This window comes from Acidovorax sp. sif0632, from assembly GCF_019218805.1.
Lineage (GTDB): Bacteria > Pseudomonadota > Gammaproteobacteria > Burkholderiales > Burkholderiaceae_C > Acidovorax > Acidovorax facilis.
Genome location: NZ_JAHUWW010000006.1, coordinates 247,822 through 261,979 on the forward strand (window position 1 = coordinate 247,822; position 14,158 = coordinate 261,979).

The following is a 14,158-nucleotide window of genomic DNA, read 5'->3' on the forward strand; positions in this document are numbered from 1 at the left end:
CGCCCTTTCGCGAAACCGATCACGCAGGAGACAAAGACATGCCTGGTATTTCCGCTCACGCTCGCCTGCGCCCACAGGGCAAGCCGCCAGCTTTTGGCCGCCGCGCCAGCACTTGCTGATTGACGCGCACGGCTGCCCACTCATGACCTACGAGTTCGACTTTGCCAGCGTGCTGGCCAACTGGCCCCAGTTTCTGGAAGGGGCGTGGATGACCATCCTGCTGTCCTTCCCGGCCACCGTGTTCGGTTTTGTGGGTGGCACGCTGCTGGCCATTGGCCGGCGCAGCGACCAGCGCTGGCTGGTGCGGGCCTGTGGTGCGTATGTGGAGGTGCTGCGCAACACGCCGCTGCTGGTGCAGGTGTTTCTGGTGTTCTTTGGCCTGGCCAGCCTGGGCTTCAAGGTGTCGGCGTTTGCTGCGGCGCTGCTGACCCTGGTGATCAACGTGGCGGCCTACACCTGCGAAATCATGCGGGCGGGTATGGACTCGATCCACAAGGGCCAGATCGAGGCGGCCGAGTGCCTGGGCCTGACGCGCCGGCAGGTGTATTGGCACGTGGTGCTGCGCCCGGCGATGGAGAAGGTGTACCCCGCGCTGACCAGCCAGTTCGTGCTGCTGATGCTGGCCTCGTCCATCACCTCGCAGATCTCGGTGGAAGAACTGACCGCCGTGGCGGCGCGGGTTCAGTCCGAGACCTTCCGCCCGTTTGAGGCCTACATATTGGTGGCGGTGGCGTACCTGGCGCTGTCGCTGCTGATGCGGCTGGGGCTGTGGGTGTTTGGGCAGATCGTGTTTACGCGCCAACGCAAATTGGGGAGCGCCAAATGATTGACGGTGGATTGAATTCGTACCACCTGCAGTACCTGCTGTTCGGCGCGCTGTGGACCATTGGCCTGTCGCTGATTGCGTTTGTGGGGGGTGGCCTGGCCGGGGGCGTGATTGCGCTGTGCCGCGTCAGCCCGATCAAGGCGGTGCGCTGGGCGACGATTGCGTGGATCCAGATCATCCAGGGCACGCCGCTGCTGGTGGTGCTGTTCCTGTGCTACTTCGGCCTGTCCATCATGGGGCTGGAGCTGCCCGCCATCGTGGCGGCCAGCATTGCGATGATTGTTTACGTCAGTGCGTATCTGGGCGAGATCTGGCGCGGGTGCATTGAATCGGTGCCGCGCACGCAGTGGGAGGCTGCCGAGTGCCTGGCCCTGTCGCGCACCCAGCGCATGCGGCTGGTGGTGCTGCCGCAGGCGGTGCGCATTGCCACGCCGCCCACGGTGGGCTTCATGGTGCAGATCGTCAAGAACACGTCGCTCGCGTCCATCGTGGGGTTTATCGAGCTGGTGCGTGCCGGGCAGCTCATCAACAACTCGATCTTTCAGCCCTTCACCGTGTACCTGCTGATCGCCATCGTCTACTTTGCGATGTGCTACCCGCTGTCGGTGTGGAGCCGCAAGCTGGAGCAGCGCCAGCAGTTTGGAAACCGTGGCGCAGCCACTGTGCCTGTGACCACCGCATGAAACGAGAAGACACCATGAACCTCGCCCAAGACGCTGCCGTGCACCCTTTCGCGCAAGCGGCCCTGTCTGCGCAACAACTACGACAACAGCAGCAGCCCGTGGTCGAACTGAAAGACGTGCACAAAAGCTTTGGCAGCAACCAGGTGCTCAAGGGCGTGTCGTTTGCCATTCCCCGGGGCCAGGTCGTGGCCATCATCGGCAAGAGCGGCTCGGGCAAGAGCACGGCGCTGCGCTGCATTGACCGGCTGGAGATCATCGACAGCGGCACCATCAATGTCTGCGGCCACGCGGTGCATGACCCGGCCATCGACCTGCGCCAGCTGCGCCAGGACGTGGGCATCGTGTTCCAGAGCTACAACCTGTTCCCGCACCTGACGGTGGAACAGAACATCACCCTGGCCCCCAAGGCCGTGAAGAACCTGCCCGCAGCCAAGGCGCGCGAGATTGCCGCCCGCACGCTGCAGCAGGTGGGCCTGGCGGACAAGGCGCAGGCCTACCCCGAGCAGCTGTCGGGCGGACAGCAGCAGCGCGTGGCCATTGCCCGGTCGCTGGCGATGGAGCCGCAGGTGATGCTGTTTGACGAGGTGACATCGGCCCTGGACCCGCAGCTCACCGGCGAGGTGCTGCGTGTGATCGAAGCGCTGGCCCAGGGCGGCATGACCATGGTGCTGGTCACGCACGAGATGGAGTTTGCCGCCCGCGTGGCCGACACCATCATCTACATGCACGAAGGCAAGGTGTGGGAGACCGGCCCGGGCGCGATGCTCAAAAACCCGCAGACCGCCGAGCTGCGCGACTTTCTTTCTCACGGGCTTTGAGATTCAGGCCTGCCCCTTTCGATTCGCTATTCAAAAACCACCAGGAGACAACCATGACCACTTCCCTCACCATCCTCCGCCGCACCCTGCTGGCCGTCAGCGCCGCCGCCCTTTGCGTGCCCGCCATGGCCGAGCTGGCCGACATCAAGTCCGCAGGCAAGCTGCGCGTGGGCATTGACTTTGGCGCGCCGTTTTACGGCTACGTGGACGAAAAGATGAAGCCCGTGGGCTCGGACGTAGAAGCGGCCGAGCTGCTGGCCAAGGACCTGGGCCTGACGCTGGAGATCGTGAACACCACCAACTCCTCGCGCATCCCCAACCTGCTGTCGAACAAGGTCGACCTGATCATCTCGTCGCTGTCGATCACGCCCGAGCGCCAGAAGGCGGTGGACTTCTCCATCCCCTACGGCGCCATCCAGGCCGCGGTGGGCGCGCCCAAGGGCCTCAAGCTCACCAGCATTGAAGACCTGGCCGGCAAAACCGTGGCCGTGACCCGTGGTGGCCCGCAAGACAAGATCGTGACCGAGCGCGCGCCGCAGGCCAAGGTGGTGCGGTTTGATGACGAATCGGCCTCCATCACCGCGGCTGCCACGGGTCAGGCGGACATCGTAGCCATCACGCCGCCGATCATCGCGGCCATCGCCAAGAAGAACCCGTCGCGCGACTTCGAGACCAAGTTCATCCTGCAGTCTTACCAACTGGGCGTGGCCATGCGCAAGGGCCAACCCGAGCTGATGGCCGCCGTGAACGGCTGGATCAAGACCAATCTGGCCAACGGCAAGTTGAACGACATCCATGTGAAGTACGCGGGCGTGCCAATCCCCAAAGAAATCATCGACGGCGCCAAGTAAGTAAATAAAGCAAGCCTGCAACCTGGGCGGCGCCTGATGGGCCCCGCCCGGCTGCGCCCTGCCCTGACGCATCACCAACAAAGGAAATTCTTATGAGCCGTCATTTCGGCGCCATCCGCCAACTTGGCTATGTGGTCCACGACATCGAAGCCGCCATGGACTACTGGAGCAAGACCCTGGGCGTGGGCCCCTGGTTCTACAACCCCAAAGTCCCGATCAAAAACTACATCTACAAGGGCGAGTCGTACGAGCCGCACAACTCGGTGGCGCTGGCCAACTCGGGCTATGTGCAGGTCGAGCTGATCCAGACGCGCAACGACGTGCCGTCGATGTACCGCGACTTTCTGCAAGCCGGGCGCACCGGGCTGCAGCACGTGGCGTACTGGACGAGCGAGTACGACGCAGACTTGGCACGGCTGACGGCCCAGGGTTTCAAAACGGTGATGAGCGGCGAGGTGGGCGAAAAGGGCCGCTTTGTCTACTTCGACACCGAGTACCACCCCGGCACCGTGATCGAGCTGTCGGAAGTGGCCGGGCCCAAGGGGCGGATGTTCGACCTGATCCGTGCGGAGTCGGAAACCTGGGACGGCACGACGGACCCGGTGCGGCCGTTCCCAGACCTGTCCAAGATCTGAAGAAGGTCTGATGAAGTGCGTCTCTCAGATAGGTACATCAACCTGAGCACCCGCACCGGCGCTCGGGGTTGACCCCCTCTCCCCTCGCGGGAGAGGGTTGGGGAGAGGGGGCCCGCACCCGTGCCGCGCCCGTTGCCCCCCTCTCCCACAAGGGGAGAGGGAGTGAGAACCAGCTGAGATAGATAAAAAATCAGGCAAATTAGCCTCTAGCGCTTGTTCCATCAGAGCCAACAGCTATCAAAAAAGTAGTAAAGCCTTGACCATGTCCCCAGACCGCTTTGAAGCCACCTACCTGATCGAGACCCCGCTGGACCCGGCCCACGTGGCCGAAGTGCTGGCGGGCGAACAATCGTGTGGCACCTTCACCCGCGTAGAGGGCGAGACCGACGCACTGCGCGAACGCGCTCGCGCCACGGTCGAGTCGGTCGAGCTGCTGGACGTGGCGCCCGTGCCGTCGCTGCCCAACGGGTGGATGCAGCGGCGCGGCATGTTCGACACGCCGCAGACCTGGCAGCGCGCCCGGCTGCGCGTGAGTTTTCCGTGCGACAACATCGGCCCCAACCTGCCCACGCTGGCGGCCACCGTGTCGGGCAACCTGTACGACCTGGGCGAAGTCACCGGCCTGCGGCTGGAGTCCATGAAGCTGCCCAGCGCCTACCGCGCGCAGTTCGATATGCCCCGCCACGGCATCGCTGGCACCCGCGCGCTGACCGGCGTGCAGGGCCGCCCGCTGATCGGCACCATCATCAAACCCAACGTGGGCCTGTCGGCGGAGGAAACCGGCGACCTGGCCGGCCGCCTGTGCGCCGCCGGGGTGGACTTCATCAAGGACGACGAGGTCTGTGCCAACCCCGTGCACGCGCCGCTGGCCGACCGCGTCAAAGCCGTGATGCGCCGGGTGCGCGCCCACCAGGACAAGACCGGCAAGCTGGTGATGGTGGCCTTCAACATCACCGACGAGACCGACGCCATGCGCCGCCACGCCGACCTGATCGCCGCCGAAGGCGGAAGCTGCGTGATGGTCAGCCTCAACTGGTGTGGATATTCGGCCGTGCAAACCCTGCGCCGCCACACCCCGCTGGCGCTGCACGGCCACCGCAACGGCTACGGCGCACTGTCGCGCCACCCGCTGCTGGGCTTTTCGTTCAACGCCTGGCAAACGCTGTGGCGCCTGGCGGGGGTGGACCACATGCACGTGCATGGCCTGCAAGGCAAGTTTTCGCAGACCGACGAAGAAGTGATCGAGTCGGCCCACGACACGCTGGCGCCGCTGTGTGAAGGGCTGGACGACCGCGTGCTGCCCGCCTTCTCCAACGGCCAGTGGGCCGGCACCGTGCCCGCCACGTGGGACAGCATCCAGTCCAACGACCTGCTGTTCATGTCCGGCGGCGGCATCCTGGCCCACCCCGACGGCCCCGCGGCCGGCGTGGCCAGCCTGCAGCAGGCATGGGACGCAGTGCAAAAGGGCGAGACCCTGGCCGCGCGCGCGGCCCACGCCCCCGAGCTGCGCCGCGCCATCGACTTCTTTGGCAAGAAGTAAGCCCATGACAACGCCCCTGTACGGCTGGTACGGCGACGACTTCACCGGCGCCACCGACACCCTGGCCGTGCTGGCGCAAGCCGGCCTGCGCTCGATGCTGTTCATGGGCGTACCCAGCGCCGAGGCCCTGGCCGCTGCCGGGCCGCTGGATGCGGTGGGCATCGCTGGCGCTGCGCGCGCCATGCCGCCAGACGCCATGCGGGCCGAGATGTCCGCTGTAGGCCGCTTCTTTGAAAAGCTTGCACCGCCGGTGCTGCACTACAAGGTGTGCTCCACCTTCGACAGCGCCCCGCATGTCGGCAACATCGCTTGCGGCATTCAGACCCTGCACCCGTTCGTGAACAACCGCTGGGTGCCCATTGTGGGCGGGCAGCCCAGCCTGGGGCGCTACTGCGCGTTCAGCAACCTGTTCGCTGCGGCGGGCACGGGCGGCGCCGTGCACCGCATCGACCGGCACCCCACCATGCGCCAGCACCCGGTCACGCCCATGGGTGAGGCCGATCTCCGGCTCCATCTGGCGCGCCAGGGGCTCGATGGCATCACCGCCCTGCACTACCCGCTGTACGACGCCACCAACGACACCGACACCGACGCCCTGGACGCCGCGCTGCAGGCCCTGCTGGCGCATGGCGCGGCGTCCCACGCCATGGCGCCCACCTTGCTGGACCTGACCACGCCCGGCCAGTTGGCCACAGTGGGCCGCCTGCTGTGGCAGCAGTCCCAACACGCCCGGTTGCTGGCCGTGGGTTCCAGCGCCGTGGCCCAGGCGCTGGTCGCCCACTGGGGCAAGCCGGCGTTAACGGCCGCTGCACCGCTGGCGCCCGCCGACGGGCCGGTGTTGGCCTGGGCGGGCAGCTTGTCCCCCCTGACCGCCGCGCAGGTGCAGGCCGCCACCGCATACCACCGCATCGCAGTGGACGCCCAGCGGCTGTGCAGCGACATGGCCTACGCGCAGGGCCTGCAGGACGCTATCTGCGCGGGGTTGCACAGCGGACAGAACGTACTGGCCTTCACCGGCCCCACGGACGGCGCGCCGCTGGCCGCTGCGGTTTCGTCCACCGACATCGCCCAGGCCAGTGCCGATCTGATCGCCCGCGTGGTGCAAGCCCGCGCAGAACGCGGCGCGCCACTGCGCCGCATCGGCATCGCCGGCGGTGACACGTCAAGCCACGCAGTCCAGGCGCTGCAGTTGTGGGGGCTGTCGTACAAGACCACGGTCTGCCCAGGGGTCACGCTGAGCAGCGCACACAGTTCAGAACCGTCGCGCGACGGGCTGGAGCTGATGCTCAAGGGCGGGCAGATGGGGGGAACGGATCTGTTCGAAAGGCTGCTCGGCACCGCCTGACGGAGACATCCAGGCGATAAGAAGCCCGCGCATGGCGGGCTTCTTATGGAAAGGCTTAGCGGAAGGCAAGCCTCCCGCTATTTCTTCAAACACGTGGAACGGGAGTTCCTGAGTTCACGCACAGCGCCAGGTTCAGCGCCTTGATCGCGGTCTTGTAGTCCTCGCGCTCGATCACGAACTGCATGTTCACCTGCCGCAGGGTCTGGGACACGCAGTTGACGTTGACCCGCGCATCGGCCAGCGCCTGTGCGGCCTTGGCCAGCACGCCAGGGATGCCGATGTTGGAGCCGATGGTGCACACAATCGCGCTGGGCTTGATCGTCACGATCTGGTAGCCCTCCTGCAGCTCGGCCACCAGCTCGGGCGTGACTTGGTTGTCCCACACCAGATGGGCGATGGAGTTGGCGTTGGTGGCCTTGAGGATGTAGCTCACATCGTGCTTGCAGAACACGTTCATCAAGCCCGCATCAAAGCCCACGGTGCCCACCATGCTGGGGTCGTGGATCTCGATCAGCGTGACCTTGTCGGTGCCGGTCACGATCTCCACACGCGCGCGCTCACCCACGAAGTCCTTGGTGATCAGCGTGCCGGGGTGGTCGGGCTCAAACGTGTTCTTCAGGCGGATGGGGATGCCCGCCAGTTCCATGGGCTTGGCGGCCTTGGGGTGGATGGCTTCCATGCCCACGTCGGCCAGTTGGTCGGCCACGTCGTAGTTGGTGGCGCCCACCACGATGGCGTTTTCCAGGCCCACCAGGTTGGGGTCGGCAGACGACAGGTGGAATTCCTTGTGGATCACGGCCTCTGCGGGGCGCACTTCCACGGCGATCTTGCTGAAGGTGACCTCGGAATAACCGCGGTCAAACTCGCGCATGATGCCTTCGGTGCCCTTGGTGTAGCCGGTGGCCACCACCACCTTGTCGCTCAGGTCCAGGCCCTTGAAGCTCTGCGCAATGCGCTCGTCGATGGTCCAGGCTTCGTTGTCATCAAAGCCAGCCAGGTCCATCAGAGTGGCGTTCACACCATTGGCCTTGAGGATCTCGACCGAGTTGAACGCGCTGTGCGACTCGCCAATCGAGGCCAGCACTTCACGCGCAGCCAGCAGCACATCCTTGCGGCTCAAATAGCCGCTGGCCAGCACATGCTGCATGGCCCCCAGATACTCGCGCGCCTGACCAATGCGCTGGTCGATAAAGGCATCGGCCACATCCAGCGGCAGGCCCAGCTCTGCGTAGCCCGCGTTGAGTTTTTTCAGGCTGACCGCCAAACCCGTCAAGGCATCCTGATAACCCTTGCCTTCCGCAAACAAGGCATAAATGCCGCGCTCACCCGTCTTCTTGTGCTCCAGCAGCTGGTTCGTCACGCCTGAATAGGCCGACACCACGTAGATGCGGCCGTAAATGCGTTTGGGGTCGTGCAGCACGATGTGGCGCAGCACATCGCCAAAAGCGGTCATGGAAGTACCGCCGATTTTCTCGACAGAGATCTTGGAGGAGTTGACGTCTGACATGGGCAAGCTCAGAGGAGCAAAAAAGATTGGGAGGCCGGGCGGATTTTCTGCCCCATGGATGGCGGCAGAAAACCCTCTATTTTCCACGACTTTTGTCGGGGCAGATTGGGGCAGGCCCGACAGACGGGTGCAAGGCACGTACCGTGGCAAAGGAAGTCCTCATTGCGATCTGTGGTCGCAGTTGAACGACCACGCGAATTGCCCGGCACGTTGACTCCATCACGAGGGGCTCACAAAACTCAGCGCAGCGGCCCTGGCCGGGCGGCGATTCTCGGCGTCTGTATGAAACAAACTTCTGGTTTGCGACACTTGATCAAAGTCGCGAAGCATCTGCTGTTGAGCGGGGGGCGCTGGAATCGCAAGCTGCGTCTCCAGTCCTGCAGACGGAAGGGTTGTGCATGGCTTCAAAATCCGCAATCGGTACTGGGGGCGCCATTAAATACCCCTGGTAGGCATGGCAGCCGCAGTTGGCCAGAAAGGCCCTCTGCGCCTCCTGTTCCACGCCCTCGGCAATCACGCGCAGACCCAGGCTTTCCGCCAGAGCGATCACCATGCGGGCGATGGCGGCGTCGTTCGGGTCGACCAGGATGTCCTTGATGAAGCCCTGGTCGATTTTGAGCTGGTCCAGCGGCAGGCGCTTCAAGTAGGTCAGCGACGAGTAGCCGGTGCCAAAGTCGTCCAGCGAAAAGCCCACCCCGTGGGCCTTGAGCGCGTCCATCTTGATGATGGTGTTCTCTACATCGACGACGAGGACGCTCTCGGTCAACTCCATCTTGAGCCTGTGTGGCGGGGCGCCGGTGTCGCGCAGTAGCGCCAGCACCTGCGCAACAAAGTCGTCCTCCTGCATTTGCTTGGCACTGACGTTCACCGCGATAGAGAGACCCTCTGTTTCCGGGCGCACGGCCCATCGCGCCAGTTGCGCGCAGGCCGTCTGTATCACCCAGTAGCCCAGCGGCACGATCAGGCCGGTTTCCTCGGCCAGAGGAATGAAGTACGACGGACTCACCATGCCGCGCTGTGGGTGCCGCCAGCGCAGCAGCACCTCGGCTCCAGTGATCTGGCTCTGGCCCTCTACCTGGGGTTGGTAATGCAGCGCAAACTGCTGCTGCCGCAAGGCTTCGCGCAGATCGGACTCCAGCACTGCGCGCTCACTGACCGCAGCCTGCATTGCCGTATCGAAAAACCGCAAGGTGTTGCGCCCTGCTGTCTTGGCCTGGTACATCGCCAGATCGGCCTGCTTGAGCAGTTCGTCGATGGAGTCACGCGGCCCGTCGAACAGTGCCACGCCGATGCTGGGCGTGCTGCGCACATCGTGCCCCGCCAAGGGGTAAGACAAATTCAGCGCCGAAAAGATCTTCTCGCCCACGATACGGCAGTGGGCGGCCACCTCTTCCGGGTTCTCGCCCAGGTCTTCCAAGATCACCACAAACTCGTCACCGCCCAAGCGGGCCACGGTATCGCCCTCGCGCACACAGGTCACCAGGCGGCTCGCTACCTGCTGCAGCAGCAGATCGCCTTTGTCATGGCCCAGGGTGTCGTTCAGGGTTTTGAAGTGGTCCAGATCAATGAACAGCAAGGCGCCGCACTTGGCGCTGCGGGAGCTGGCGACCAAGGCCTGCTTGAGCCTGTCCATCAGCAGGCGGCGGTTCGGCAACCGGGTCAGCGGGTCGTAGAAAGCCAGGCTGTTGATCTCGTCTTCGGCCGCCTTGCGCGCAGTGAAGTCTTCGATCACCCAGATGCTGCCGGCCTGCGGCTGCTGCGGGTTGAGGCTGCGCTTGCGCACATGTGCCCAGAAGTGTGTGCCGTCCTGGCGCTGCAAAAACCGCAACTCCTCGTCCAGCCGAGTGTCGGGCAGCGGGCTGTCTGCCGGATAAAGTGCGCTGGCCGGCAAGCCCGCCATGGCGCCATGGCCATAGCGAAAGATTTGCTCTGCATGGCGGTTGGCGATGTGCAGTTTGCCGTCGCGCACGAACAGCACGCCCACCTGCACATTGCTCAAGATGACCTGCTGCTCGGCGAACGAGGTTTTCAGGTCGCTGCGCATACGGTCCATCTGATGGGCCAGGCGGCCGATTTCGTCCTGCCGCTCCCAGCCTATGGACTGCTCAAAATCGCCACCGGCCAGCCGGTTCGAAAACAGCGTCAACCGGTGCAATGGCCGCAGCACGCGCAAGTGCAGCGCCACCAGAATACAGCCCAGGGACAGCACAAACTGACCCAGCAGGATGAACGCATAAGCCCTGCGGTCCCGGGCAAACTCCTGCTGCTTCAGGCCGTCGTCGACCTCGATCTCGACGAAGCCCGCCAGCTCTTCAGTGCCATTGCCGCGCATCAGCAGCGGCCGCTGCACCACTTGGGACGTCCCCAGCCTGCGCTGGGCTTGCTCCAGCACCACGATAGGCACTTTGTCGGAATCGCTCACCGTGATTCGCACCACTTGCGGATCCAGCAAGGCCGACTGCCCGATGGTGCGCACACTGACGGTGTTGTAGTTCCACACCGGTATCGCCAAGCTGTTGGACAGCTGCAGAGCCCTTTCGTCCAGGTAGGCAGACAGCTCCTTGTTGATCTGCTCCTGGCGCAGGTAGCTGAGGGTCATGATGCCAATCAGGGCGGGCACGAACAGGCCGGCCGCCATGGCAACCACCATGCCGACGCTCAGGCTGCTCAGCCGGTCACCCAGCTTGGACATGGACTTTCTCGGTCTTTGCAATGAGCAGGAAACGGTGAACCCTGGGCCATGGGTGTCAACACCGGCTGCACATCAGCTTCTGGATTTCGGGGGTCTTGTAGTTGGCGCGCGTCACCAGGGTGATGTCGGTAAAAATGGTTCGGGTTTGGATCGCCTGGTTGCGGGCCGCTGCAGCGGCAGCCTGTATGCCCTTGTAGCCCATCTGGGTGGGGTTTTGAATCACCAGTCCATGGATCTCCTGCTGCTCCAGGCCTGTGAGCAGAAAGTCGGTGGAGTCAAAGCCGATAAAACGCAGCTTGCCGGCCAGGCCTTTGTCGCGCAACGCGCGCAGCATGCCGTCGGTGGACGATTCGTTGACCGCAAACACGCCGTCGATACCCGGATGCGCCGCCAGCAGCTGAGTAGCGCTGTGCCGCGCCTTGCCAATCGAGCCGCCGCCGTAGACGTCGGCCACCAGCGTGACCTTCGGAGCCTTCTCTTTCAGGTAGTCGACAAAGCCCCGGGCCCGCTCATCGGTGGACGCGCTGCCGGCCACAGTCCGGAGCATGGCCACCTTCCCCTGGTTGTTCAGCAAGCCAGCCAGGTTCTTGGCCGCCAGTTGCCCACCCGCGTAGTTGTCGGAGGTGACAAAGTTGAGGTGCTGGTTACCGTCCAACCCCGAATCGACCGCAATCACCTTGATGCCCAGGGCCACGGCCTTCTGCACAGACTCGACCAGGCGCGCCCTGTCGGTGGGCGCGATCAGGATCGCATCCACCCCGGGCTTGGTGTAGAGCTGGACGATCTTGATCTGGGAATCGGTGTCGTCGTTGTGCTCTGGTCCGCGCCATGTGAGCTTGACGTGACCGTCTTCCTTCACCGCTTTATCGACCCCGATGCGCATCAGCTCCCAGAAAACCTGGTCGCTGGACTTGGGTATGAAGACGATGTTGACGTCCTTTTCTGCCGCCTGTGCCGTGCACAGCGCGAGCAACCAACAGCCAACCAACACGGTACGAAAGAACGAGTTCATTGGTATCCCCTTGGTGGGGCTCGCCGCGCACTTGTGCCTATCAAGACGGGGCCCCAATGCGCGTCTTGTAACCAGAAGATACACGATTCAAGCCCGAGCACCGCAAGAACATACCCTTGCCTGCAAATAACCCGGAAAAACGCTAACAGGGCCATCCTCAACGCCCTGTTTTGATAGCACCTCACGATTTATCTATAAGCGCTGGAGGCCGATTTCGCCGATAAAAAAGTGGGGGATGGAAAGCCGCTTCTGCACATGCTTGGGCGTCTCAGTATCGACGACGATGGCCACAGCCATATCGGCGGCCGACCATTGATCTGGCGCGCCAAGCAAAAAGCCCGAACCGTTGCGGGTTCGGGCTTCCATGCAGGCAAGCGTTAAAGCACTTTATTTCTTCTGCGGCGGAACATCCGTGCAGCTGCCGTGCGCAATCTCCGCCGCCATGCCGATGCTTTCGCCCAGCGTGGGGTGCGGGTGGATGGTCTTGCCGATGTCCACTGCGTCTGCGCCCATCTCGATGGCCAGCGCGATCTCGCCAATCATGTCGCCCGCATGGGTACCGACCATGCCACCGCCCAGGATCTTGCCGTGGCCATGGGCCTCTGGCGAGTCGTCGAACAGCAGCTTGGTCACGCCCTCGTCGCGGCCGTTGGCGATGGCGCGGCCAGAAGCCGTCCAGGGGAACAGGCCCTTCTTGACCTTGATGCCTTGCGCCTTGGCCTGGTCTTCGGTGAGGCCCACCCATGCCACTTCGGGGTCGGTGTAGGCCACCGACGGAATCACGCGGGCGTTGAAGGCGGCGGAGGCCAGTTCCTTGTTGCCCTGCAGTTCACCAGCAATCACTTCTGCCGCCACATGCGCCTCATGCACCGCCTTGTGCGCCAGCATGGGCTGGCCCACGATGTCGCCGATGGCGAAGATGTGCGGCACGTTGGTGCGCATCTGAATGTCGACGTTGATGAAGCCACGGTCCGTCACGGCAACGCCAGCCTTTTCGGCGGCAATCTTCTTGCCGTTGGGTGTGCGGCCCACAGCCTGCAGCACCAGGTCGTACACCTGCGGCTCGGGGGCGGTGCCGCCCTCTTCTGCCGGGGCGAACGTGACTTTGATGCCTTCAGGGGTTGCCTCTGCACCGACGGTTTTCGTCTTCAACATGATGTTGTCGAAGCGCTTGGCATTCATCTTCTGCCAGATCTTGACGAGATCGCGGTCAGCGCCCTGCATCAGGCCGTCCATCATTTCGACCACATCGAGGCGCGCGCCCAGCGTGCTGTACACGGTGCCCATTTCGAGACCGATGATGCCGCCGCCCAGAATGAGCATGCGCTTGGGCACTTCCTTGAGCGCCAGGGCGCCGGTGGAGTCGACCACGCGTGGATCGTCTGGCATGAAGGGCAGGCGCACGGCCTGGCTGCCGGCGGCGATGATGGCTTTCTTGAAGGCGATGACCTTCTTGCTACCCGTCTTCTCCTGCGCAGTGCCGGTGGTTTCTTCCACTTCCAGGTGGTTGGCACCCACAAAGGCACCGTAGCCACGCACGGTGGTCACCTTGCGCATCTTGGCCATGGCGGCCAGGCCGCCGGTGAGCTTGCCGATGACCTTTTCCTTATGGCCGCGCAGCTTGTCGATATTGACGGCAGGGGCGCCAAAGTCCACGCCCAGGTCGGCCATGTGGCTGACCTCGTCCATGACGGCTGCCACGTGCAGCAGCGCCTTGGACGGGATGCAGCCCACGTTCAGGCACACGCCGCCCAGGGTTGCGTAGCGCTCGACGATGATGACCTTGAGGCCCAGATCGGCCGCGCGGAAGGCAGCCGAGTAGCCGCCAGGGCCGCCGCCGAGCACGAGCACGTCGCAGTCCATATCGGCAGTGCCTGCAAAGCTGGATGCTACTGGATTGATAGCTGCTTGCGCTTGTGGGGCGGGCAGTGGGGCCGTTTTTTGCTCAGAAACGGCGGATGCCGGGGCTGTAGCAGGCGCTGGAGCTGCCGCGCCCGCGCCCTGCACTTCCAGCGTCAGCACCACCGAGCCTTCGGCGATCTTGTCGCCAAGCTTCACTTTCAGCTCCTTGACCACGCCAGCGTGGCTGGAGGGGATTTCCATGGAGGCCTTGTCGGACTCCACGGTGATCAGGCTTTGCTCGGCCTTGATGGTGTCGCCGGGTTTGACCAGCACTTCGATGATGGCCACTTCGGCGAAGTCGCCGATGTCGGGCACCTTGATGTCGATGATTGCCATGGTGTGTCTTG

Annotated in this window: 12 protein-coding genes; 7 read left to right on the plus strand and 5 right to left on the minus strand. The window is 63.9% G+C overall.

Going from position 1 to position 14,158, the window contains the following annotated elements:
* Positions 1-142 precede the first annotated feature (142 nt).
* The 7 genes from KW832_RS19200 to KW832_RS19230 all read left to right on the plus strand — a co-directional run bounded on the left by KW832_RS19200 (position 143) and on the right by KW832_RS19230 (position 6,698).
* A complete protein-coding gene (locus KW832_RS19200) occupies positions 143-826 on the plus strand; it encodes an amino acid ABC transporter permease (RefSeq protein WP_218301043.1) in 684 nt (227 codons plus the stop codon).
* On the plus strand, positions 823-1,509 hold the full coding sequence (locus KW832_RS19205) for an amino acid ABC transporter permease (protein WP_218301042.1): 687 nt from the start codon (positions 823-825) through the stop codon (positions 1,507-1,509). Before KW832_RS19200 ends, KW832_RS19205 begins: the two co-directional genes overlap by 4 nt.
* A gap of 14 nt (positions 1,510-1,523) precedes the next feature.
* Positions 1,524-2,327: an amino acid ABC transporter ATP-binding protein gene (locus tag KW832_RS19210; RefSeq protein ID WP_255577841.1), complete on the plus strand. Its 804-nt coding sequence runs from the start codon at positions 1,524-1,526 to the stop codon at positions 2,325-2,327.
* 53 nt (positions 2,328-2,380) lie between these two features.
* Positions 2,381-3,178, plus strand: coding sequence for a transporter substrate-binding domain-containing protein (locus tag KW832_RS19215; protein ID WP_218301041.1), 798 nt, complete (start codon positions 2,381-2,383; stop codon positions 3,176-3,178).
* Positions 3,179-3,270: 92 nt separating this feature from the next.
* On the plus strand, positions 3,271-3,813 hold the full coding sequence (locus tag KW832_RS19220) for a VOC family protein (RefSeq protein WP_218301040.1): 543 nt from the start codon (positions 3,271-3,273) through the stop codon (positions 3,811-3,813).
* A gap of 262 nt (positions 3,814-4,075) precedes the next feature.
* Positions 4,076-5,353: a ribulose-bisphosphate carboxylase large subunit family protein gene (locus KW832_RS19225; RefSeq protein ID WP_218301197.1), complete on the plus strand. Its 1,278-nt coding sequence runs from the start codon at positions 4,076-4,078 to the stop codon at positions 5,351-5,353.
* Between the two features lie 4 nt (positions 5,354-5,357).
* Positions 5,358-6,698, plus strand: a complete 1,341-nt coding sequence (locus KW832_RS19230) for a four-carbon acid sugar kinase family protein (protein WP_218301039.1) — start codon at positions 5,358-5,360, stop codon at positions 6,696-6,698.
* A gap of 85 nt (positions 6,699-6,783) precedes the next feature.
* On the opposite strand, the gene KW832_RS19235 is transcribed toward KW832_RS19230, so the two are convergent.
* From KW832_RS19235 to lpdA, 5 genes are all read right to left on the minus strand, one after another.
* Complete coding sequence (locus tag KW832_RS19235) at positions 6,784-8,205, minus strand: aspartate kinase (RefSeq protein ID WP_010458385.1); 1,422 nt, start codon at positions 8,203-8,205, stop codon at positions 6,784-6,786.
* Positions 8,206-8,518: 313 nt separating this feature from the next.
* Positions 8,519-10,897, minus strand: a complete 2,379-nt coding sequence (locus KW832_RS19240; RefSeq protein ID WP_218301038.1) for a bifunctional diguanylate cyclase/phosphodiesterase — start codon at positions 10,895-10,897, stop codon at positions 8,519-8,521.
* Between the two features lie 55 nt (positions 10,898-10,952).
* A complete protein-coding gene (locus KW832_RS19245) occupies positions 10,953-11,909 on the minus strand; it encodes a substrate-binding domain-containing protein (protein WP_218301037.1) in 957 nt (318 codons plus the stop codon).
* Between the two features lie 192 nt (positions 11,910-12,101).
* The gene (locus KW832_RS19250; protein ID WP_218301036.1) at positions 12,102-12,275 is read right to left on the minus strand and encodes a hypothetical protein; all 174 of its coding nucleotides are present in this window, start codon (positions 12,273-12,275) and stop codon (positions 12,102-12,104) included.
* Between the two features lie 21 nt (positions 12,276-12,296).
* Positions 12,297-14,147 (minus strand): dihydrolipoyl dehydrogenase, encoded by a 1,851-nt coding sequence (gene lpdA, locus KW832_RS19255; RefSeq protein WP_218301035.1) that lies wholly within the window; start codon positions 14,145-14,147, stop codon positions 12,297-12,299.
* Positions 14,148-14,158: the final 11 nt, after the last annotated feature.

Excerpts from the sequence above, each read along its gene's own strand:
- KW832_RS19230 (WP_218301039.1), top strand. The coding sequence starts at position 5,358 with ATGACAACGCCCCTGTACGGCTGGTACGGCGACGACTTCACCGGCGCC.
- KW832_RS19210 (WP_255577841.1), top strand. The coding sequence starts at position 1,524 with ATGAACCTCGCCCAAGACGCTGCCGTGCACCCTTTCGCGCAAGCGGCC.
- KW832_RS19240 (WP_218301038.1), bottom strand. The coding sequence starts at position 10,897 with ATGTCCAAGCTGGGTGACCGGCTGAGCAGCCTGAGCGTCGGCATGGTG.
- lpdA (WP_218301035.1), bottom strand. The coding sequence starts at position 14,147 with ATGGCAATCATCGACATCAAGGTGCCCGACATCGGCGACTTCGCCGAA.
- KW832_RS19225 (WP_218301197.1), top strand. The coding sequence starts at position 4,076 with ATGTCCCCAGACCGCTTTGAAGCCACCTACCTGATCGAGACCCCGCTG.
- KW832_RS19205 (WP_218301042.1), top strand. The coding sequence starts at position 823 with ATGATTGACGGTGGATTGAATTCGTACCACCTGCAGTACCTGCTGTTC.
- KW832_RS19245 (WP_218301037.1), bottom strand. The coding sequence starts at position 11,909 with ATGAACTCGTTCTTTCGTACCGTGTTGGTTGGCTGTTGGTTGCTCGCG.
- KW832_RS19235 (WP_010458385.1), bottom strand. The coding sequence starts at position 8,205 with ATGTCAGACGTCAACTCCTCCAAGATCTCTGTCGAGAAAATCGGCGGT.
- KW832_RS19215 (WP_218301041.1), top strand. The coding sequence starts at position 2,381 with ATGACCACTTCCCTCACCATCCTCCGCCGCACCCTGCTGGCCGTCAGC.
- KW832_RS19250 (WP_218301036.1), bottom strand. The coding sequence starts at position 12,275 with ATGGAAGCCCGAACCCGCAACGGTTCGGGCTTTTTGCTTGGCGCGCCA.
- KW832_RS19220 (WP_218301040.1), top strand. The coding sequence starts at position 3,271 with ATGAGCCGTCATTTCGGCGCCATCCGCCAACTTGGCTATGTGGTCCAC.
- KW832_RS19200 (WP_218301043.1), top strand. The coding sequence starts at position 143 with ATGACCTACGAGTTCGACTTTGCCAGCGTGCTGGCCAACTGGCCCCAG.